Here is a 22,072-nt window from a genome sequence, read left to right as displayed (position 1 = left end):
ATGGATGAGTATGCGCAATTACTCACACCAATCAGGCAGTTTCTGCAATGTGAAACGCCTGATGCGTGGGTAAAAAAAGCGAGTTTGCCTGAAAACTTGCCCATTATCTTAAAAGACCATTTATTATGCGAATTAAAAGCCGCGCAAAGTGCGATGTTTTTAATTCGCAAGTATGCTGTCGATAAAGACAGTGCTGCAGTGCTACTTGAATGGTTTAAACCTTATGAATCATTTGCTTATGACAGAATTGGTGACATCCATACATTAAGAAACAAAAATCAGGTTTCTAAACAGATATTGGCAAAAAAACAATCACCTTATAGCCAAGATTTAATTGATAAAATGGTCCTGCTAATCAAAGAGGAACTTCATCATTTTTACCAAGTTCTAGAGATTATGCATGAACGTAATATTCCATACGATGGAATCACTGCAGGCCGTTATGCTAAAGGGTTGTTGAGCCATGTCCACCCCCATGATCCAAAAACCTTAGTTGATAAGCTAATTATTGGAGCTTATATCGAAGCACGTTCTTGTGAGCGTTTTGCTAAATTAGCCCCATTTCTTGATGAGCAGCTGGCAAATTTTTATATTTCATTATTACGCTCAGAAGCTCGCCACTATCAAGATTATTTGCACTTAGCACAATTAATTAGCAAACAAGATATTACTGAGCGAGTTAATTATTTTGGTATTATTGAAGCTGAATTAATTTCGACACCTGATGATGATTTTAAATTTCATAGTGGAGTCCCCATTAACTAAGCTTGTTCTCTATTTTTTACATATAAAAAGTCCCTATAAACCTTAGTTTATAGGGACTTTAACTATCTAATCAACATCCTACATATTAAATAGCGACTCCAGAGTCAGCTCTTCTCCATGTAAAATATCTTTTAATCGCTTTAAACCTTCTACTTGGATCTGGCGAACACGTTCTCTTGTTAACCCTATTTCACGGCCAACTTCTTCCAGAGTTTCAGCTTCATAGCCTAAAAGCCCAAAACGTCGTGCTAAAACCTCCCTTTGTTTTGGGTTCAATTCATATAACCACTTAACAATATTCTCTTTTAAGTCATTATCTTGAATTGTATTTTCTGGACCTGAATCATTATCATCAGACAATACCTCAAGCAAAGATTTCTCTGAGTCCCCTGCAATTGGCGTATCAACAGATGTGATACGTTCATTTAAACGTAACATCCTACTGACATCTTCGACAGGTTTATCTAGCTGCTCAGCGATCTCTTCAGGACTTGGCTCATGATCCAACTTCTGGGCTAATTCACGTGCAGTACGAAGGTAAATATTGAGTTCTTTAACGATATGAATAGGAAGACGAATGGTTCGAGTTTGGTTCATAATCGCGCGCTCGATCGTTTGACGGATCCACCACGTTGCATACGTCGAGAAGCGAAACCCTTTTTCAGGATCAAACTTTTCAACAGCACGAATTAACCCAAGATTTCCTTCTTCTATCAAATCGAGTAATGCGAGACCTCGATTATTATAACGACGTGATATTTTTACAACGAGACGAAGGTTGCTTTCTATCATGCGCTGTCGTGATGCAATATCTCCACGCAATGCACGTCTTGCATAGAAAACTTCTTCTTCTGCTGTAAGGAGTGGTGAGAACCCAATCTCACTAAGATAAATTTGAGTGGCATCCAGAACACGTTGATTTGTGTTCTGGAGTAAATCCATTTCGTCATCTAGCTCAGTAACCAGATCCTCTTCTTTAAACTGACTCTCGTCAAAAGTGTCATTTAAATTACTTTCATCGAGGTCATTATATAACTCGTTAACTTTCAGCGAACTTTGGCTCATCAGTGACTCCTACCCTAGATAATGCGGACAGAATGTCAAAGCACTCTGCCCAGTTTATCGTTGCGGCAAATAGCGCAACGGGTTTACTGATTTTCCCTTGTAACGAATTTCAAAGTGTAGTCTAACCGAACTAGTTCCAGTACTACCCATAGTGGCTATTTTTTGACCCGCAGTGACATCCTGCTGATCACGCACAAGTAACGTATCATTGTGAGCATAAGCACTTAGATAGTCATCGTTATGTTTTATAATTATTAGATTTCCGTATCCACGCAAAGCATTACCTGCGTAAACGACTTTTCCTGGCGCAGCAGCAAGCACAGCTTGACCACGAGAACCGGCTATATCTACCCCTTTGTTCCCGCCTTGAGCATCAGAGAAACCTTCAATCATTTTCCCTTCAGCTGGCCAACGCCATTTTATTGACGAATTATTCGTACTGCTGACTGCGGTAGAAGCGGTTGCTGTCGAGGTTGTTGTTGTCGTTGAAACTTGCGTTGCAGGTTTCTTATTATTAGGCAACATCTTACCTGAAGTTTGACCACCACTGTTTGCAGGATACTCATTAGTTGTTCGAAGATCAACCGCTTGCTGATGACTATTTGATGAATTTGCCGCTAATTGAGTGTTCGAGCTCACATTTGTGTTACCAATATTAATAACCTGCCCTACATTTAGGCTGTAAGGTTCTGGAATATTGTTTCTCGATGCTAACTCACGGAAATCATTACCGGTTAAGTATGCAATATAGAATAATGTGTCACCACGCTGCACCGTATAACTATTACCGCTATAACTGCCTTTTGGAATACTGCCATAGTCACGGTTGTATACAATGCGCCCTTCACCATTAGTTGTTACCGGCGCTGAACTACGGCTTACAGGCTGAGTGTTAGTATTACTTGATAAATTTGGACGAGACGACGGCATTGCCGTGCTCATACCCGTATTTGGTGACGAGGCCGGTGTCGTCCTTTGCACCGTCTGTTGGCTAGACTGGCTATCATTCACACTCGAAATAGGTGCCGCTGTATGATACGGTGTAGAACAACCTGCCAATAGCGCTCCGCTAAATGAAAAGATGACGGCCCATCGAATTCTGCTTATAGGGCTAACAATTTTCATGCTTCTTCTCCCGTGAAGAAAAATCTGACGCGACAATTCAAAACAATGTCAGCAATAGAGTTATCATAAAATATTTCACTTATTAAAGCAGAAATACAAAATAGTGAACAAGTTAAATATATTAAAAATATAACAATTTGAGAGTATGACCTAACGCTTTAAGCTATTCCCCCAAATTCAGCTGGGTAAAATATCATATTTGGAATAGTTTTACTGCTATTTGGGTTAATAGAACCTTTGCAATGATATTTTATTTAAATCGATTATAAAAATAATCAGACTTTGATTAAATACCATTACAAATAGGTTAAAGGAGGTCACCGGCAACCAATGGGACAAAACGGACTTTTTCAATAACATTAGTATGGTAATCATTACCACGTCGAGTAATTAGCTTCAATGCTTGTTCTTTATCACCGACAGGTAAAACCATTCGCCCGCCATCTTTTAATTGCCCTAATAATAGAGCCGGTATTTCTGTTGGTGCCGCAGTAACGATAATAGCATCAAAAGGCCCTTTAGATTGCCAACCTTCCCAGCCATCTCCATGACGCGTTGAAACATTATGTAAATCAAGCTGTTTCAAACGCCGTTTTGCAGCCCATTGCAAGCTCTTCACCCGCTCAACAGAAAAAACATGTTTAACTAAGTGTGCCAATACTGCTGTTTGATACCCTGAGCCTGTCCCTATCTCAAGAACGTGATCATTCGGAGCTAAAGCCAGTAGCGCCGTCATTTTAGCAACAATATACGGCTGAGAAATAGTTTGCCCATGCCCAATAGGTAATGGGATATTGTCATAGGCTTTATGGGAGAGCGCTTCATCCACAAACCGTTCCCGAGGAACGAGTGAAATGGCATCTAATAGGCGCTCATCGTGAATTCCCTGTTGGCGTAATTGAGCCAAAAGTTCTTTCATGAGCCCTGTTTTCATTTTACTGACACTCCTGATTTTTCGAGCCACTCTTCTACTAATGAATGTGCTTTATAAGCGGTTAGATCAACTTGTAATGGGGTGATGGAAACATAGCCATTTTGCACAGCTTCAAAATCCGTTCCAGGGCTGGCATCACGAATTTCACCAACAGGCCCTAACCAATACAGTGTATTCCCTTTCGGGTCTTCTAAACTATACACCTCAGAGGCGGCGTGACGGCTGCCACAACGAGTGACTTTGATACCCTTAATCTCTTCGTACGGGATATCAGGTACATTTATATTTAAAATATTGCCTGCTCGCAATGGGTTCTTCTGTAAGAGCGCTAAAATATCGCATGTCACTTTAGCGGCACTTTCGTAATGCGTTTCGCCATCTAGCGATACCGCAATTGAAGGTAAACCTAAGTGGCGGCCTTCCGTTGCCGCTGCAACCGTGCCTGAGTAAATAACATCATCCCCTAAATTAGGGCCACAGTTGATACCAGATACAACAATATCAGGGCGTGGACGTACCACTTTATTCACCCCAATATAGACGCAATCTGTCGGTGTGCCTTCTTGTACAGCAAGGTCACCATTACTTAGCGTCTGAATTTTAAGTGGTTTATCTAATGTTAATGCGTTCGAAGCCCCACTTCGATTGCGGTCAGGCGCAATCACTTGAACATGATAATATTGGCGTAACGCAGCCGCAAGGGTTTGAATCCCCGGCGCATTTACCCCATCGTCATTACTCAATAAAATCTTTAGCATCGACATTATCCTGCCCATTTTGATTAATAATTTCTCTCACAACACTGGTTGCAAAACAACCCGAGTTTAAGAAAAAATTCAGTTTTACCGTCGAGTCATCCAACCATTCCCACTGTAAATTTTGTGGTTTAACAACTACCGCCCGTCTAGCTGAAGAAACTCGTTCGCGCTGCATTAAAGAGATAAAGGGTTGATAATCCACTAAACACTGGGTTTCAAATGCCAGTGCTTCATCCTGAGTTCCCAATTCCCCATCACCCGGTAATGGCGCTGTAATACTTAATTCATTGGACTCCAAGCGAGGTTGCAATGTAGCAAATTCATCTTGTGTCGCGACAAACCAACTTCCTCTGCCGGTTAATTGCAGCGCATCTCCCAGCATTACGTGTTGAGCAGTATTATTTGCAATACGTTCGCTTGCCACATGATTAAACATTGCACTACGTGCAGCAGAAAGATAAAAACTGCGCTTGTTGCGTTCACGTACGTTGATTTCTTGGTTTGCCCAACGCAACGCTTGCGTTAAATTTTGCCCATCGCGCCCAAAACGTTGTTCACCGAAGTAATTAGGCACCCCTGATAATGCAACTTTCTGTAAACGTTGCTCAACGTCTTTTGCATCTGAAATATCACGCAAGGTTATTTCGAACTGGTTTCCTTTCAAGGAACCAATACGTAATTTGCGTTTTTGCCGAGTGACAGCCAGTATTCGGCAGCCTTCGAGTTGCCAATTCGAAAAAACAGGCGTTTCTTTACCTGGCATTTGCAGGCAAAACCACTGCTCCGTTACTGCATGCCTATCTTTTAAACCTGCGTAACTGACCGCTCTCGCTGAAATTTTAGCAAATTTTGCTAGTTGTTCAGCAACAAACACTGTATTGCAGCCTGTTTTTTCCACACGAACCATAACATGTTCGCCTTCGCCATCTAGCTCAAAGCCTAAATCTTCTTTGACGATAAAATCTTCTGGGACACTTTTTAATGTGCCAGAAGACAATGGCTTACCATGCAGGTACTGAACATTCATTACTTTCATTACTATTATCTTTTATTAAAAGAACAACTGCAGCACAGGCAATGCCTTCTTTACGCCCCACAAAACCTAATTGCTCGGTTGTGGTCGCTTTCGCATTGACATCATCCATGTGGCACTCAAGGTCTTCGGCAATATTCACACGCATTTGCGCGATATGTGGCAACATTTTTGGTGCCTGTGCCATGATGGTAATATCAATGTTACCAATGCGATACCCTTTGGCACGCACATGGCAAAACGCGTCTCTCAATAAGACTCGGCTATCCGCCCCTTTATATGCTGGGTCAGTATCAGGGAACAATTTACCAATATCCCCTAATGCAGCAGCGCCGAGAATTGCATCAGTTAACGCATGCAATACCACATCACCGTCAGAGTGCGCGAGCAAACCTTGTTCATAAGGGATACGCACGCCACCAATGATAATAGGGCCTTCGCCACCAAATTTGTGTACGTCAAAACCGTGTCCGATTCTCATTTTTTTTCCTTAATTGTTCATTCTTGAAAGATAAAATTCCGCTAAAGTGAGGTCTTCTGGGCGCGTCACTTTTAAATTATCAGCGCGGCCAGCAACTAACACTGGTTGGTGGCCGCAATACTCTAGCGCAGAAGCTTCATCTGTGATCACAGCGTTTTCTTTCAAGGCCTTACTTAGACAGTCCCGTAATAATGTTAACGGAAAAAATTGTGGTGTGAGCGCATGCCATAACGCTTCACGTTCAACAGTGTGGTCAATTAATTGACTCGCTATTGAGCTGCGTTTCATGGTGTCGCGTACGGGGGCTGCGAGGATCCCACCACAACAATTTTTTTCCGCTGCTAATTGAATAATTTCATTTAAATCTGATTGATGGAGGCAGGGACGCGCCGCATCATGCACTAATACCCAGCAATCTGAAAAATTGGGGTTAGTGATTAAAAAATCCAGACCTGCTAATACTGAATCAGCACGTTCTTTGCCACCAATAACCGTCGTTACTCGTGGGTCATTAGAAATTGCAAGCTGCTGAAAATAATCGTCTTCTGCACTCAAAGCAACCACAATCTCTTGCACTTTATCATTTTCGAGCAATGCGCTTATGGTATGTTCAATGATCGTTTTACCTGCAACCTGCAAATATTGTTTTGGGCACTCGGCATTCATACGGCTACCTACCCCAGCAGCAGGAATCAGTGCAACAATTTGAGGGAGATTGTTTTCTGGGGCATGGTTTGGATTTGTCATTGTTGAATTCTTACATCAGAAATTATCAGGCTAATGGGTATACTATTTTGACATCATTTTATTATGTCTATTTCTGGTTATTACTTTCTTTAACCATCCGATAAAATGATTCCCCTGGTTTGATCATCCCAAGCTCAGTTCGAGCTCGTTCTTCAATCGCATCTTGGCCATCATTTAAGTCGTTGATTTCAGCGAATAGCTGTTCATTACGCATTTTTAAACGCGAATTTACAATTTCCTGAGCGGCGACATCATCTTTGACTTGTACGTAGTCGTGTATGCCATTTTTGCCTAACCATAAGGAATACTGTAACCAAGCTAATATCGCAATTAATAGTAGCGTTAATTTACCCATCTTGCCCCCTGAAATGATTTGCTAATCATCCCATAACTCAACGATTGACGCCACTGTGATACTGAAATTGTGATAAAAAGTCAGATTAAGTCGGGTTTGAATACGCAAAATACCGCCTTATTTTACCATCGAATAAAATAAAGGAGGTATTTTAGCTGTATTAATAATCTAGCTGAATGACATGATTGCGCAATAAAAGCGCAATGATTTGGGAAAGAGAATCCGAAATAGGTTGTTGACCATCCAGATGCAGCTCAGGATGTTGTGGTACTTCATAAGGGGAATCAATCCCAGTAAATTGTTTTATTTTCCCTTCTCGTGCTTGTTGATATAACCCCTTAGGGTCTCTCTGTTCACAAACATTTACGGGGGTATCCACATACAACTCAAAAAATTGCTCGGGTTCAAACAAGTCACGAACTTTCTGTCTATCCGATTGGAAAGGTGAGATAAAGGCAGTCGCAACAATTAACCCCGCATCGACCATTAACTTAGCCACCTCTCCCACTCGACGGATATTTTCTTGTCTATCAGCCTCACTAAATCCTAAATCACGGCATAAACCATGGCGAATATTATCGCCATCCAACAAGTAGGTTTTCATTCCCATGGACGTAAGTTGGTTCTCTATTGCCCCCGCTAATGTTGATTTCCCAGAACCTGATAACCCGGTGAACCACAACACAGCACCTTTATGGCCATTATTACTTTCGCGTAATTGGCGAGTTACCGCGTGTTGGTGCCAAACAATATGGTTTTCTTTTGTCATCCGTATTATTTCCCACCTAAAACATCACGTGCACCCCAATGTGGGAAATGGCGGCGGACTAATTTGTTTAGCTCTATTTCAAATTCACTAAAATTACTATTTTTTTCAAAGACAGGGGCTTGTGTTTCGCGGACTAAACCCGCTCCGACGGTCACATTTGTTAATCTATCAATAAAAATCATTCCGCCAGTGTCTGAATTGCGTTGATAGTTTTCCAGTAACAATGGTTCATCAAAGGAAAATTCGACTAAACCAATACCATTCAATGGTAGCTCTGTCGCCACTTTCTGCGTTAAATTATTGATATCTACTTGATATTGAATATTTTCTACTTTTGCCCGACTGCGTTTTCCCGCAATTTTAATATCAAGTTGTTGGCCTTGAACTAACGGCTGCTCAGACATCCACACGACATCAACAGATGCATGCTGTGTGCTTTGTAAGGTTTCATCTTGTGCAACAATTAAGTCGCCACGACTGATATCAATTTCATCCTCAAGCACTAATGTAATTGCTTCCCCCGGCACAGCGAAATCTTGTAACCCTGAAAATGTCACAATTTCTTTGATTGCTGAGATGGCGCCAGAGGGCAACACTTTAATCTTTTGCCCCACTTCCACGACACCTGATGATAATGTCCCGCTGTATCCGCGAAAGTCCAAATTTGGGCGGTTCACATATTGCACAGGGAAACGCAAAGCTTGCTCCGAGGCTTTTTGTTCCACTTGAACATTTTCCAATATCGATAATAGCGTATCGCCTTGATACCATTTAAAATTATCACTTGAATTTACAATGTTATCGCCATCTAGAGCAGAGATAGGTACAAACCATACCTTTAAATCCACAGGCAATTCCATCGCAAACTTTTGGTAATCTTGTTTTATTTTTTCAAAAATGGCTTCACTGTAATCCACCAGATCCATTTTATTGACGGCGACAATAAGATGGCGAATCCCAAGCAATGTACTAATAAAACTATGTCGACGTGTTTGCTCCTGTACCCCTTTTCGAGCATCGATCAACAAAATAGAAAGTGAGCAAGTTGATGCCCCTGTCGCCATATTGCGCGTATATTGTTCGTGACCGGGGGTGTCCGCAATAATAAATTTGCGTTTTTCTGTTGAAAAATAACGATAAGCCACATCGATTGTGATCCCCTGCTCACGTTCAGCAGCAAGGCCATCCACCAGCAAAGCAAGGTCAAGCTTTTCCCCTTGAGTCCCTATCCGCTTACTGTCACTTTGCAAGGTTGACAGCTGATCTTGGTATATTTGGCGGGTATCATGCAGTAAACGGCCGATTAAGGTACTTTTACCATCATCCACATTCCCACAGGTTAAAAAACGCAATAATCCTTTTTGTTGCTGCGCCAATAAGTAAGGTTCTACCCCACCTTGCTGTTCGATTTGATGAGCGATTGATTCATTATAAACGGCTTGTGCCATGATTTTTCTCCTGACTTTGCGTATTCACCTTGCCCACTAAAAATAACCTTGGCGCTTTTTCAACTCCATAGAAGCGGATTGGTCGCTATCAATCAGCCGCCCCTGCCGCTCACTCGTTGTGGAAATCAACATTTCTTCTATAATCTCAGGCAGCGTTTGTGCTTCTGATGGCACAGCTCCGGTCAGTGGCCAACAACCTAATGTTCTAAAACGCACTTTTTGCTGACTAATGACTTCACCAGCTTGTAAGTCAATACGGTTATCATCCACCATTAACAAAGTGCCGTCCCGCTGAATAACCGGCCGCTCTTTTGCAAAATACAGGGGAACAATATCGATATTTTCCAAATAGATATATTGCCAGATATCGAGCTCAGTCCAATTTGATAACGGGAAAACACGAATACTTTCCCCTTTATTGATCTGTCCATTATAGTTATGCCACAACTCAGGCCGTTGGTTTTTAGGATCCCAACGATGAGATCGGTCACGGAAAGAGTAGATCCGTTCTTTGGCACGTGATTTCTCTTCATCACGACGAGCACCACCAAATGCAGCATCAAAACCGTACTTATCTAAAGCCTGCTTTAAGCCCTCGGTTTTCATAATATCTGTGTGCTTAGCGCTGCCGTGCACAAACGGGTTAATCCCTAATTTTTCCCCTTCAGGATTACGATAAACAAGTAGCTCAAAGCCGTATTTTTCTGCAGTTGCATCGCGAAACTCGTACATTTCACGAAATTTCCAGCCGGTATCAACATGTAAAAGAGGAAATGGTAGTTTTCCCGGATAAAATGCCTTGCGTGCTAAATGCAGCATCACGGAAGAATCTTTACCAATAGAGTACAGCATGACTGGGTTAGCAAATTCGGCGGCAACTTCACGAATGATATGAATACTTTCTGCCTCTAACTGCTGTAAATGAGTCAATTTTTTGTCGTTCACGATAGCCCCTTACTTAAGCCAGTTCCAATACGGCACTGCGCCATCTTATATCTTCAGTTTGAGAACCAAACCATGCGAGTTGTTGGTGTAATGCAGCGACTTCACCAACCACTATCAAAGCAGGAGCAGGTGCCTGCTGTGCTAAAACTTCAAGTTCATCTAGTTTTCCGGTTACTACTTTTTGTTCACGCCTTGTACCACAGCCGATAACCGCTACAGGGGTATTTTCAGCACGGCCAAATTGAATCAATTGTTCGCTGATTTTCGCGGCCTTCACGGTCCCCATATAGATAGCTAAGGTTTGGTTTCCTCGAGCAAGTGCCTGCCAATCAAGTTCCATCCCATTTTCACGGCAATGACCCGTAATAAACGTAATGCTTTGTGAATGTTCGCGGTGAGTCAGCGGAACTCCTGCGTAAGCGGCTGCACCAATTGCTGCAGTCACACCCGGAACCACTTGAAATGGGATCCCCGCTTGCGCCGCCACTTGTAGCTCTTCCCCTCCTCGCCCGAAAACAAAAGGATCACCACCTTTAAGGCGCACCACTTTTTTACCTTGTTGAGCAAATTTCACGATTAAAGCATTGGTTTCTTCTTGGGAAACACTGTGATTTCCTGCGCGTTTCCCAACACAAATCTTGTCAGCGTCGCGGCGAACTAACTCGAGGATTTCCTCACTCACCAGATGGTCATACAAAACCACTTCTGCACTTTGTAAAACTCGCAACCCTTTTAACGTGAGTAGCCCCGCATCACCCGGCCCAGCACCGACTAAGATTAATTCGCCATGGTTATCAGGCTCATACAATTGACGTTCCAATTGTTGTTCCGCTTCACTGAATTGCCCTTTTTCGACTAGCGAAGCAAAACGCCCACTAAAACTTTTTTCCCAAAAACGTTTTCTTTCACGCATATTAGTAAGTGTTTCTTTGACTTTATGACGCCAGCGGCCGGCTATTTCCGCCATTTTCCCCAAAGAAGTTGGCAACATCGTTTCCAATTTTTCTCTGAGTAAACGTGCTAATACAGGCGCAGTCCCCCCTGAAGAGATCGCCACAATCACTGGCGAGCGATCGATAATAGAAGGCACAATAAATGAACATAATGGTTGGTCATCAACCACGTTAACAAATATTTTTCGTTCATTGGCGTCATAGAAAACCGTTTCATTCAGTAATGCATCATCTGTTGCTGCGATAACTAAAAAAGCATCATCTAAATGAATGGATTGGTAATTTTCAGCTAACCAAACAAATTTATTTTGTTGGTGTTCAGCTTGTAACTGTGTACATAACGTCGGTGAGATGACCACTAAGTCAGCTTGTGCTTTTATTAGCAATTCTGCTTTTCGTGCTGCGACCACACCGCCGCCAATTAACACGACCTTTCGCGTGCGGACATCGACAAATAATGGTAAATAATCCATCTTGCTCACCCATCGTTATATAAACTTATTATAAGAAATAGACAATTGACTATATGGCTTCACGTAATAGGTTTGAAATGACAAAAAGCTCTTTCTTGTAACTGAAAAGCATAAGCCCCAAAATTTGTATAAAAGCCATTAAAACCCGCTAATATCGAAAAAAAACACAACACTTAACGCAAACTTATAATATTTATAAGAAAATTAAAAATAAGGGAAAAATAAGAGATACTTATTTTTAATAAAAAGTATCCCTTTGTAATTAAACAAATATTTTATTAAATTCGTAATTATTTATATTTTAAACTCAAGTCATAACGTGAAACATGACTAATCAACACTCTAAATTATTCGAATAGCGCGTAGCCAACAACGCTGCAGATTGAATTATGGCCTAATCAATATTCTAAATAATTCAAGTTGCAGCTAGGCGGCAAGTAAATGAGTTGCTAGGAGCATACACCAGTATGTGACTAGTGCGAGTGCGCGTAGCCAACAACGCTGCAGATTGAATTATGACCTAATCAATATTCTAAATAATTCAAGTTGCAGCTAGGCGACAAGTAAATGAGTCGCTAGGAGCATACACCAGTATGTGACTAGTGCGAGTGCGCGTAGCCAACAACGCTACGGATTGAATTATGACCTAATCAATATTCTAAATAATTCAAGTTGCAGCTAGGCGGCAAGTAAATGAGTCGCTAGGAGCATACACCAGTATGTGACTAGTGCGAGTGCACGTAGCCAACAACGCTGCAGATTGAATTATGACGAATATTTAGTTTTCATGAAGCCCGCACTCCCTCTTTAAACCAAAAAAACGCGTATCTTCTTCATTCATACCCTCTTCCCATTTGCGAGTTGTATGGGTATCGCCAACCGATAAATACCCTTGTTCCCACAACGGATGGTAGGGTAAATCATATTTTGTTAGATATTCATAAACTTGCTTATTATTCCAATCAATCACTGGTAAAACTTTAAAAATCCCTTTCCCGATACCTAGTACAGACAAATTTGCACGGCTTGCTGATTGTTCTCGCCGTAAACCAGAAAACCAGGTTTGTGCTTGTAATTCATGTAACGCGCGCTCCATCGGCTCAACTTTATTCAATTGGTTATAACGCTCAATACCATCAAGCCCTTGTGTCCAAAGTTGACCATACAGCGCTTCTTGCCAAGCTGGTGACTGTTTGGCTCGATACACCTGCAAATTTAAATTCAGCTTATCTGTTAATACTTCAATAAACTGATAGGTTTCTGGGAACAAATAACCGGTATCCGTTAAAATAACTGGGATATTAGGTACAATTTGCGTCACCATATGCAATGTCAGTGCCGCTTGAATACCAAAGCTGGAAGACAACACAAACTCAGTCGGTAAGTATTCAACCGCCCACTCAACCCGCTGCAATGCATTCATTGCTTCTAACTGGGAATTAAACTCAGCGAGATAAGCGACTTGTTGGGGCTTATCGAGTTCGATGAGTGTTGCTAGTTCAAGTCGGCTCATACTGCCTCCTTAACCTCATAAAAATCAACAGCAGAATTCAATACGGGCTTAACAACATTGGTGCGAATAACAAAATCGCCAAATCCTTCATTAGGTAGACGGTTTTTCGCCCAATCACCGATTAACTCATCCAAAATAGCTAAAATCTCTGTACTAGTGATGTTTTCGCGGTACATACGTGGAATACGAGTACCAATGCGGTTCCCGCCTAAATGTAAGTTATATCTATCCATCGCTTTACCGACCAACCCAACCTCTGCCAGCATGGCTCGCCCACAGCCATTAGGACAACCCGTTACCCGCAAAACGATATGTTCATTGGCAACTTGATGGGCGGCCATGATACTTTCCACTTGACTAATAAATTCAGGTAAAAAACGTTCTGCTTCGGCCATCGCGAGCGGGCAAGTTGGAAATGATACACAAGCCATGGAATTTTCACGTTGTGCCGTAATGTCATCACTCATTAACCCATGAGATCTGGCAATCGCTTCAATTGCCGCTTTTTCACTTTCGGGCACACCCGCAACAATTAAATTTTGGTTTGCCGTTAAACGAAAGTCCCCTTGGTGAATACGTGCAATTTCAGCCACGCCAGTTTTTAATGGTTTATTTTCTAAATCAATTAATCGACCATTTTCAATAAACAATGTTAGGTGCCAACGGTTATCAATGCCTTTAAGCCAGCCAATCTTGTCACCGCGTTCAGTAAATTCATATGGGCGAATAGGTTCGAAAACTACGCCTGAGCGCCTTTCGACTTCAGCTTTGAAAGTATCAACTCCCACTCGCTCAAGGGTATATTTGGTTTTCGCATTTTTACGTTCAGTACGATTTCCCCAATCCCGTTGGGTAGTCACTATCGCTTCTGCAATGGCTAACGTTTTCTCTAATGGAATAAACCCAAACTCACTGGCTAAGCGAGGAAATGTCGCCGTATCACCATGAGTCATAGCAAGGCCACCGCCCACCAGCACGTTAAAACCGATCAACTCACCATTTTGGGCTATCGCAACAAAGTTCATATCATTTGCATGCAAATCCACATCGTTTAATGGCGGGATCACGACAGAGGTTTTAAATTTTCTTGGCAAATAAGTTTGCCCTAAAATTGGCTCTTCATCCGTTGTCACTATTTTTTCTTTATCTAACCAAATTTCCGCGTAAGCACTAGTGCGCGGTAATAAATGTTCAGATATTTTCTTTGCCCATTCATAAGCTTGTTGGTGCAATTCAGATTGCACGGGGTTAGAGGTACATAACACGTTACGGTTAACGTCATTCGCCGTTGCAAGGGCATCTAAACCAACGTGACTTAACATTTGATGGGCAGGCTTTACATCCCCTTTTAAAATGCCATGGAACTGAAATGTTTGCCGATTCGTAATGCGCACACTGCCATACAGCGTGTGCTCTGTGGCAAACTTATCAATATCAAGCCATTGCTTGGGTGTAATAATGCCGCCCGGCAAACGACAACGTAGCATCATTGCATGGCGAGGCTCGAGTTTTTGTTCCGCTCGCTCGGCACGAATATCACGGTCATCTTGTTGGTACATACCGTGAAAGCGAATCAACAGGAAATTATCACCCTCAAATCCCCCCGTTAACCCATTTTTTAAGTCATCCTTAATGGTTCCACGCAAGTAATTACTGTCTTGCTTCATGCGTTCACTGTCTGCGAGTTTACCTTCGACAATTAAGGGCTTTTGTTGTTGTTCATTGCTCATTAATAAACATCCCTCTGATAACGGCGCATTACGCGCAGCTCACTTAAAAATTCATCAGCCTCTTCACTGTCCATGTTCCCATATTGACTGACGATATCTAATAATGCCTGTTCAACATCTTTGGCCATGCGGTTTGCATCACCACACACATAGATGTGCGCACCTTCTTGTAACCATTGCCAAACTTCTTCACCTTGTTCGCGAAGTTTATCTTGTACGTAAATTTTTTCTTGCTGGTCGCGAGACCACGCTAATGAAATATGGGTTAATAAACCGTCTTTGACATAACGCTGCCATTCCACTTGGTAGAGAAAGTCATCAACAAAATGTGGATTACCAAAAAATAACCAATTTTTTCCTGTCGCACCGTCATTGTCACGCTGCTGTAAGAAAGCACGAAATGGCGCTATCCCTGTACCAGGGCCAATCATGATCACAGGCGTATTTGGGTCTTGTGGCAGTCGAAAGTTATCATTGTGCTCAATGAATATGCGAAGTTCATCATCCTCATTTAAGCGATCGGCTAAGAAACCTGACGCACCGCCAGTACGCGCCTTACCATCAATCTCATAGCGGACAACGCCAACCGTTGCATGAACTTCATTTTCTACTTCAGATTGGGAAGAAGAAATCGAGTACAAACGAGGAGTTAGCGGACGCAGTAGGTCAACAAATTCTTGGGCAGTAGGCTGAGATGCCGCTTGGCGTACCATATCGACGATTGGCGTATTTTGTGCGTAGTGCAAAATAGCGGCTTTATCGCTAATTAATGACAATAGTGCATCGTCTTTTGATAACTGAGCATATTTTTCGACAATCACTGGAGTATTTTGTGTCAGTTCTAATTGATAAATCAGCGCATCACGTAATGAATGGCGCTGCGAACCAATAAAGACTTCTTCATCACCTTGCAGCCACAACAAAGCGACCAGCTCATCAACTAAAGCAGGGTCATTATCGAACCAAACACCTAGTGCATCACCAGGTTGATAACGTAAACCAGAGTCACCGAGATCAATTTCAATATGGCGAACATCTTTTTGTGAGTCCCGACTGGTGATCTTTTGATTGCTCAGGAGTGACGCAGTTAATGGCGCAGTTTTACTATAAGGTGATGAATGAATTTCATTCACACTTCCTGCTTGAGTCACCAATAATTGGCTATCACTTTGAGCAGGAACGCGAGCTTTTAAAATCTGAGTGAGGCTTTCAACCCACTCATCCGCAATCCCTTGGTATTCAACATCCGCATCAATTCGCTCGGTTAATGACGTCGCCCCTAATGATGCAAGCTGTGAATCGAAATCTTTACCTGCTTGACAGAATTTTTCGTAAGATGAATCCCCCAGCGCAAAAACCGCATAACTGGTTTGTGATAAATTTGGCGCTTTTTTAGAATGAAGATATTTGTATAATGCAACCGCTTCTTCAGCTGGCTCCCCTTCACCCTGCGTTGAGGCTACAACAACTAACACTTTCTCTTGGTTAATTTGTTTGAATTTATAATCCCCTGCATTCACTAAATTCACACTAATTTTTTCACCGACTAAACGCTCTCTAAGCTGCTCTGATAGGCGGCGTGCATTTCCTGTCTGTGATGCAGAGATGATTGTGACCGTATCTTGGGTAACCACAGGCGCACTGACAGATGCATCAACTTGCGTATTCTGATTTACTATTCCCCACAAATAACCAGAAAGCCATGCGAGTTGATGGGATGAAAAATCATCAACGGCCGTCTGTAAACGTGCTAATTGCTCAACAGATATTGGCAGCGCCGCTAATGGCGGCTGTTTTTTTGTCATTATCTTGTAACCCCAGTGTTATTCATCTTTGATTTTAAAAACGACGCCATGTCATTACCCCAGAAAAGACCGACAACCTAACACTTGCTCATTCCCCCCAAATAATTAAGGTAATAAAGCAAAAAATACCGCAGTACCTGAAACATATAGGGTATGCAGTTAGGTTATAACAACCCTAGATAATGGGATAAGAAACGATAGCCATAATTAATAACTAAAAAGCCTAAAGCAATTAACTGATGGATCATATTGATAAAAGCGGTTAACGCTATTTTAGTAATTAAAGATATTTTCACCTAAAAATGCAGTACAATACGCTGTTTATTCACAACAAGGAGCCACATATGAGCACAACAATCTATAAAGATTTCACTTTCGAAGCTGCCCACAAATTACCTCATGTCCCAGAGGGCCATAAGTGTGGCCGCCTCCATGGGCATTCTTTCATGGTGCGTTTAGAAATTACTGGTGAAGTCGACTCCCATAGTGGTTGGATTATTGATTTTTCCGACGTAAAAGCCGCGTTTAAACCTATTTGGGAACGCTTAGACCATCATTATTTAAATGATATCGAAGGGTTAGAAAACCCAACCAGTGAGGTATTAGCGCAGTGGATTTGGCAACAAACTAAGCCTTTACTACCCTTATTAAGTGCGGTTACCGTAAAAGAAACCTGCAATGCAGGTTGCGTCTATCGCGGAGAAGCTTAAAAGTACAAGTGCTACAAATATAATGTAATGTTATTTTACGCAGCCATTTTGATAGCTGGGCAAAATAACATTCATAAATATAGAAATATAATATAGGGACACAAGCACCTCAGGCGGCAAGCCTAATAGATTTTGAAAATAAATGAGGGGCAAAAAGCAATCAGTGGCTGACATTCCCCCCTTGAAATTAAGGATATAAAAACTTTAATTTGACATAGTGCATTAAATTATAACCTGATCTATTATTTACCATTATTTACTCTTAATAAGGCAGGGAAAATGCATTTATTTCAACAAACACCAAAATCCAGAAGGCGTTATGGACTGGCCGCATTTATTGGTCTAATCGCTGGTATCGTCTCTTCGTTTGTCAAATGGGGGGCTGAAGTCCCATTACCACCAAGAAGCCCAACGGATATGTTCAACGCAGCTTGTTCGCCAGAAACGCTGATCCGTGCAGCAGAACAAATTGACTGCTCACGTAACTTCCTCAACCCACCTTATATTTTCTTAAGGGATTGGTTAGGAATTGCCGACCCTAACTCTGCAGTTTACACCTTTGCTGGGCACGTTTTTAACTCTGTGGGTGTTACTCACATCATATTTTCTATCGTATTTGCTGTCGGATATTGTATTGTTGCTGAAGTATTCCCTAAAATTAAGCTATGGCAAGGGTTGTTAGCGGGTGCACTGGCGCAATTATTTGTCCATATGATTTCTTTCCCTCTTATGGGGCTCACCCCTCCACTCTTCGACCTACCATGGTATGAGAATGTTTCAGAAATATTTGGCCATTTAATTTGGTTTTGGTCTATTGAAATTATTCGCCGTGACTTGCGTAACCGTATTACTCATGAGCCAGATCCTGAAGTACCATTAAACCAACCATTTAGGTAATTTAAAGGCCCCCAATGAGTATTTTCCAACTCTTGGGGGTTACTAAAAACCATCGCTATTTTTTATTATTGAATATCCAAATACTTATGTGTTTGAATTGATAAACGCCAGTTGCGTTGAATACAGGTTTCAATACACAATTTTGTTGCTGCCGCTTTTTGGCTGATTGGCTGTAATGCCACTACTGGAGGCGTTTCGACAGTACGCAATGCTAAAATTTTCTCAAGTGCTTCAATATCTTTCTCGCGAGCAACAGGATGTTTAATTTCATTGGCACGATTTACTGCTTGGCTGATCACCTGCAGTCCTCCTTTCATACCGACTTTTGGTGATACAGTAACCCATGTGTTATCAGTGCATTGAATAGGGTATGTGCCGCTAGTTTCAATTTGGCATTGATATCCATGTTGTTCTAATATCCCAGTCAGTGGCTGTAAATCATAAATACAGGGCTCACCGCCTGTAATAACAATATGCTGTGCGCTGAAGTGTTTTTCTTTCATTAATTGAACCAATGCCTCACTATCTGCCATAGCCCATGCATCTGAATCAATCGTTTTAAGTGCGATATCCCCTAGGGTAGATTCTTTATCTTGTTCTTTTTCCCATGTTTGTTTGGTATCACACCAGCTACATCCAACTGGGCAGCCCTGCAAACGAATAAATACGGCTGGAACACCAGTAAAAACCCCCTCTCCTTGAATGGTTTGGAAGATTTCATTAATTGGGTATTTCATATCACTCCTAAAATAGTTAGCTGAGCACGCATTATATTGCAGATATCTATCTCACGAACAAGGAAGTTTGTGATAATGTAGCCACCTTAAGGTTCAATAAAGTACGTCCGACTTAATAAACAATACCGAAAGCCTATTCGGAACAATATATCGAACGAAGAAAAAGACAGGAAAAGACATGCAAAGTAGTGAACAAAATCAACTCAGAAAGGGACTGAGTGTTCGGCACATTCGCTTTATGGCTTTAGGGTCAGCGATTGGTACCGGCTTATTTTATGGGTCTGCTTCCGCAATTCAAGCGGCAGGGCCTGCTGTGCTACTCGCTTATATGGTCGGTGGTGCCGCTGTATTTATGGTCATGCGAGCCTTAGGCGAGATGGCTGTGCATCACCCAGTACCCGGTTCATTCTCTCACTACGCTAGCCATTACATGGGTCCCTTAGCTGGTTTTTTAACTGGCTGGAACTACGTATTTGAAATGTTGGTCGTTTGCTTGGCTGATATTACCGCTTTTGGGATGTACATGGGGTTTTGGTTCCCTCATGTCGACCAATGGGTGTGGGTATTAAGTATCGTGCTATTTATTAGCGCACTCAATTTATGCCACGTTAAAATTTTTGGTGAAATGGAATTTTGGCTGTCTATCGTAAAAGTCTCTGCAATCATCGCAATGATTGTTGGTGGAGCCTTCTTAATGTTCTACGGCTTCGGCCAAGAAACTGACCATGCGGTGGGTATCCAAAATCTATGGGAACACGGTGGCTTTATGCCAAACGGCATTGAAGGCGTTATCGCGTCCTTAGCTATCGTAATGTTCGCCTTTGGGGGTATCGAAGTGATCGGTATTACCGCCAGTGAAGCGCAAAACCCAGAGAAAACTATTCCTAAAGCAATCAATGCGGTACCCATTCGTATTTTATTATTCTATGGGTTAACACTTTTTATTCTGATGTGTATCTACCCGTGGAATCAAATTGGTCAAAATGGCAGTCCATTCGTCCAAATTTTTGATAGCTTAGGCATTCAATCAGCGGCAAATATCTTAAATATCGTGGTGATCACTGCGGCAATTTCAGCTATCAATAGTGATATTTTCGGTGCTGGTCGCATGATGTATGGTATGGCACAAGACAAACAAGCACCAAAAGTCTTTACCAAGTTGACGAAAAGTGGGGTGCCTTGGGTCACTGTACTGGTGATGTCTGTTGTCATGTTACTGGGCGTTTATTTAAACTACCTACTTCCAGAAAAAATCTTTGTGATTATTGCGTCAATCGCAACCTTTGCGACCGTTTGGGTCTGGTTAATGATACTACTTTCTCATGTCGCAATGCGCCGCCAAATGAGCCCTGAAGAGGTTAAAAAACTCAAATTCCCTGTACCGTTCTGGCCAATTGGCCCTGCAATTACTATCGCATTTATGGTCTTTGTTATCGCGCTACTTGGCTTCTTTAAAGATACACAAGTTGCCCTTCTCGTCGGGTTTGCATGGGTCGCTATATTGAGCGTCACCTTCTTTGTCATGCGTAAATTTCAAAAACCTTAATCGACTAAAGCATTCGTAAAGTAAATTTAGGCCCTATATTTATATGATATAGGGCCTTTTGTTACCTATTTTGGTATCAAATGAGCGCCTGCTTAATATCGGCAATCAAATTATTAGCGCTTTCTAACCCAACTGACAAACGAATAAGCCCATCACTAATCCCATACTGTTTTCGTTCCTCAGCAGTGTAAGTAGAATGGGTCATACTTGCAGGGTGCTGGGCCAATGACTCACAATCACCTAAGCTAACCGCACAAGAAAATAGCTGTAAACGGTTCAGAAACTGCTTACCCGCCTCAAGTCCCCCTCCAAGTTCAAAAGCAATCATCCCTCCAGGCAGCTTCATTTGCCTTTGAGCTAATGTGTATTGAGGAAAACTCGGTAAACCCGGATACATCACTTGAGAAACTTCAGATAGTGAGGCCAAATATTCCGCAACTTTCTGTGCATTCTCAACCACTCTTTCCATTCTGATTGGCAGTGTTTTCATTCCTCGCAATATCAGGTTTGCATCATGAGGGGATAAACATGCTCCAGTCATATCCTTCAGCCCAACCAATCTGATTTGCTTCGCTAATTCCTCAGTTGTTATAACAGCGCCAGCCATCACATCACCATGCCCATTCATATATTTCGTTAATGAATGAACAACAATATCCGCCCCAAGCTCAAGTGGTTTTTGAATGTAAGGAGTACAATAGGTATTATCTACTGTCACCAATATTTCTTGGTTATTTGCAAGGTTATATTGATGAACGATATTACTCACAGCATTAATATCAACTAAGCGCATATTTGGGTTTGCAGGTGATTCGAAAAATATCATCTTTGTTTTTTCAGTGAGTTCCTGTGCCACATTATTTGGGTCACTCATATCAATGTGACGAACTTTGACACCAAATCGAGCTAACCCATGATGAAAGAATGCATATGTACAGCCATAAACCGTCATATCAACTAACAGCTCATCTCCTGGGCTTAGTAAGGTCCAAAGAGTCGATGTTATTGCCCCCATCCCTGAAGAAAATACAATTGCGGCATCCCCCTCTTCTAAATCAGCAAGCCGCTTTTCCAACAAACTTAATGTTGGGTTATTTATTCGTGTATAAATATACCCATCCGATTCACCGCTAAAACAAGCGGCACCTTCTTCAACACTATCAAATACGTAAGTTGACGTTTGATAAATAGGAGAAGCTAGTGATCCTAAATTTTCGGCTGCATCATAGTAATTATGTATCACACGCGTATCAAAAGAATACAGTCTATCTAATATCATACCA

General features: G+C 41.8%; 21 protein-coding genes. 4 read left to right on the top strand and 17 right to left on the bottom strand.

The window, feature by feature from the left end:
* A complete protein-coding gene (gene miaE, locus FVA72_RS05095) occupies positions 1–765 on the top strand; it encodes a tRNA isopentenyl-2-thiomethyl-A-37 hydroxylase MiaE (RefSeq protein WP_110592294.1) in 765 nt (254 codons plus the stop codon).
* 78 nt (positions 766–843) lie between these two features.
* Here the strand turns inward: miaE and rpoS are convergent, their stop codons facing one another.
* The 15 genes from rpoS to cysJ form a co-directional block, all read right to left on the bottom strand.
* A complete protein-coding gene (rpoS, locus tag FVA72_RS05090; protein ID WP_004260723.1) occupies positions 844–1,830 on the bottom strand; it encodes an RNA polymerase sigma factor RpoS in 987 nt (328 codons plus the stop codon).
* A gap of 54 nt (positions 1,831–1,884) precedes the next feature.
* On the bottom strand, positions 1,885–2,955 hold the full coding sequence (nlpD, locus tag FVA72_RS05085; protein WP_110592295.1) for a murein hydrolase activator NlpD: 1,071 nt from the start codon (positions 2,953–2,955) through the stop codon (positions 1,885–1,887).
* 307 nt (positions 2,956–3,262) lie between these two features.
* Entirely contained in the window at positions 3,263–3,889 is a 627-nt protein-coding gene (locus tag FVA72_RS05080; protein ID WP_004260727.1) for a protein-L-isoaspartate(D-aspartate) O-methyltransferase, read from the bottom strand.
* Complete coding sequence (surE, locus tag FVA72_RS05075) at positions 3,886–4,647, bottom strand: 5'/3'-nucleotidase SurE (RefSeq protein WP_004260729.1); 762 nt, start codon at positions 4,645–4,647, stop codon at positions 3,886–3,888. The genes FVA72_RS05080 and surE overlap by 4 nt, the downstream gene beginning before the upstream one ends.
* Positions 4,625–5,683, bottom strand: coding sequence for a tRNA pseudouridine(13) synthase TruD (gene truD, locus FVA72_RS05070; RefSeq protein ID WP_110592296.1), 1,059 nt, complete (start codon positions 5,681–5,683; stop codon positions 4,625–4,627). Before truD ends, surE begins: the two co-directional genes overlap by 23 nt.
* Positions 5,649–6,161 (bottom strand): 2-C-methyl-D-erythritol 2,4-cyclodiphosphate synthase, encoded by a 513-nt coding sequence (gene ispF / locus FVA72_RS05065; RefSeq protein WP_004260732.1) that lies wholly within the window; start codon positions 6,159–6,161, stop codon positions 5,649–5,651. Before ispF ends, truD begins: the two co-directional genes overlap by 35 nt.
* 9 nt (positions 6,162–6,170) lie before the next feature.
* Positions 6,171–6,908, bottom strand: a complete 738-nt coding sequence (ispD, locus tag FVA72_RS05060) for a 2-C-methyl-D-erythritol 4-phosphate cytidylyltransferase (protein WP_004260733.1) — start codon at positions 6,906–6,908, stop codon at positions 6,171–6,173.
* 67 nt (positions 6,909–6,975) lie between these two features.
* Positions 6,976–7,263, bottom strand: a complete 288-nt coding sequence (ftsB, locus tag FVA72_RS05055) for a cell division protein FtsB (RefSeq protein WP_004260736.1) — start codon at positions 7,261–7,263, stop codon at positions 6,976–6,978.
* 160 nt (positions 7,264–7,423) lie between these two features.
* The gene (cysC, locus tag FVA72_RS05050) at positions 7,424–8,032 is read right to left on the bottom strand and encodes an adenylyl-sulfate kinase (protein WP_004260739.1); all 609 of its coding nucleotides are present in this window, start codon (positions 8,030–8,032) and stop codon (positions 7,424–7,426) included.
* A 5-nt stretch (positions 8,033–8,037) separates the two neighbouring features.
* Positions 8,038–9,480: a sulfate adenylyltransferase subunit CysN gene (cysN, locus tag FVA72_RS05045; protein WP_110592297.1), complete on the bottom strand. Its 1,443-nt coding sequence runs from the start codon at positions 9,478–9,480 to the stop codon at positions 8,038–8,040.
* Positions 9,481–9,516: 36 nt separating this feature from the next.
* Positions 9,517–10,425 (bottom strand): sulfate adenylyltransferase subunit CysD, encoded by a 909-nt coding sequence (gene cysD, locus FVA72_RS05040; RefSeq protein WP_110592298.1) that lies wholly within the window; start codon positions 10,423–10,425, stop codon positions 9,517–9,519.
* A 13-nt stretch (positions 10,426–10,438) separates the two neighbouring features.
* On the bottom strand, positions 10,439–11,851 hold the full coding sequence (gene cysG, locus FVA72_RS05035; RefSeq protein WP_110592299.1) for a siroheme synthase CysG: 1,413 nt from the start codon (positions 11,849–11,851) through the stop codon (positions 10,439–10,441).
* Positions 11,852–12,629: 778 nt separating this feature from the next.
* Positions 12,630–13,364 carry a phosphoadenosine phosphosulfate reductase gene (gene cysH / locus FVA72_RS05030; RefSeq protein WP_004260748.1) on the bottom strand — a complete coding sequence of 245 codons (735 nt, stop codon included), beginning with the start codon at positions 13,362–13,364 and terminating at the stop codon, positions 12,630–12,632.
* Positions 13,361–15,094, bottom strand: a complete 1,734-nt coding sequence (cysI, locus tag FVA72_RS05025) for an assimilatory sulfite reductase (NADPH) hemoprotein subunit (RefSeq protein WP_004260751.1) — start codon at positions 15,092–15,094, stop codon at positions 13,361–13,363. The genes cysH and cysI overlap by 4 nt, the downstream gene beginning before the upstream one ends.
* Positions 15,094–16,899 carry an NADPH-dependent assimilatory sulfite reductase flavoprotein subunit gene (gene cysJ / locus FVA72_RS05020; protein WP_004260754.1) on the bottom strand — a complete coding sequence of 602 codons (1,806 nt, stop codon included), beginning with the start codon at positions 16,897–16,899 and terminating at the stop codon, positions 15,094–15,096. The genes cysI and cysJ overlap by 1 nt, the downstream gene beginning before the upstream one ends.
* Before the next feature lie 344 nt (positions 16,900–17,243).
* On the opposite strand from cysJ, the gene queD reads away from it, so the two are divergent.
* Both queD and FVA72_RS05010 read left to right on the top strand, forming a co-directional pair.
* On the top strand, positions 17,244–17,609 hold the full coding sequence (queD, locus tag FVA72_RS05015; RefSeq protein ID WP_004913900.1) for a 6-carboxytetrahydropterin synthase QueD: 366 nt from the start codon (positions 17,244–17,246) through the stop codon (positions 17,607–17,609).
* A 279-nt stretch (positions 17,610–17,888) separates the two neighbouring features.
* Complete coding sequence (locus FVA72_RS05010) at positions 17,889–18,506, top strand: YagU family protein (RefSeq protein ID WP_004260761.1); 618 nt, start codon at positions 17,889–17,891, stop codon at positions 18,504–18,506.
* Between the two features lie 65 nt (positions 18,507–18,571).
* Here the strand turns inward: FVA72_RS05010 and queE are convergent, their stop codons facing one another.
* Positions 18,572–19,243 carry a 7-carboxy-7-deazaguanine synthase QueE gene (gene queE / locus FVA72_RS05005; RefSeq protein ID WP_110592300.1) on the bottom strand — a complete coding sequence of 224 codons (672 nt, stop codon included), beginning with the start codon at positions 19,241–19,243 and terminating at the stop codon, positions 18,572–18,574.
* Between the two features lie 178 nt (positions 19,244–19,421).
* Here queE and FVA72_RS05000 point away from each other — a divergent pair, with 178 nt between their 5' ends.
* Positions 19,422–20,789, top strand: coding sequence for an amino acid permease (locus tag FVA72_RS05000; RefSeq protein WP_094960907.1), 1,368 nt, complete (start codon positions 19,422–19,424; stop codon positions 20,787–20,789).
* A 76-nt stretch (positions 20,790–20,865) separates the two neighbouring features.
* Here FVA72_RS05000 and FVA72_RS04995 read toward each other — a convergent pair whose 3' ends face one another.
* On the bottom strand, positions 20,866–22,068 hold the full coding sequence (locus FVA72_RS04995; protein ID WP_110592301.1) for an aminotransferase class I/II-fold pyridoxal phosphate-dependent enzyme: 1,203 nt from the start codon (positions 22,066–22,068) through the stop codon (positions 20,866–20,868).
* Positions 22,069–22,072: the final 4 nt, after the last annotated feature.

This window comes from Providencia sp. PROV061, from assembly GCF_011045655.1.
Lineage (GTDB): Bacteria > Pseudomonadota > Gammaproteobacteria > Enterobacterales > Enterobacteriaceae > Providencia > Providencia hangzhouensis.
This window is presented reverse-complemented; position numbering and strand designations above follow the sequence as displayed.